Origin of the sequence: Shewanella sp. S1-49-MNA-CIBAN-0167 (assembly GCF_040310145.1) — a bacterium.
Classification (GTDB): Bacteria; Pseudomonadota; Gammaproteobacteria; order Enterobacterales; family Shewanellaceae; genus Shewanella; species Shewanella psychromarinicola.
This window is the reverse complement of sequence record NZ_JBEOPO010000330.1, coordinates 1-263: the sequence shown is the minus strand read 5'-3', so window position 1 is coordinate 263 and position 263 is coordinate 1. Positions and strand designations below refer to the sequence as shown.

The following is a 263-nucleotide window of genomic DNA, read 5'->3' as shown; positions in this document are numbered from 1 at the left end:
AGCCTGAGCATGCGCTAGCAGCAGGTCAAGATGGACTGGACTTGGTACACCGCATTCTTTTTGAAGCGCCAGACTATCTCAGTCCAGAAGGCTTACTGGTCTGTGAAGTGGGTGATAGTGAGTGGGCGTTAAAGCAAGCCTATCCTGAGATTCAGTTTGACTGGTTAAAGTTCGCTCATGGTGGTCATGGGGTGTTTGCGATTACTTATGATGAGCTAATGGCACATCGTCAGCTGTTCGCTCCTTTTGTGCAGATGTTAGAC

At 48.7% G+C, this 263-nt stretch carries 1 pseudogene; it reads left to right on the top strand.

The features are described 5' to 3' along the window. Window positions 1–263 (top strand): annotated as a pseudogene (locus AAEZ00_RS21515) (50S ribosomal protein L3 N(5)-glutamine methyltransferase); the annotation flags it as partial.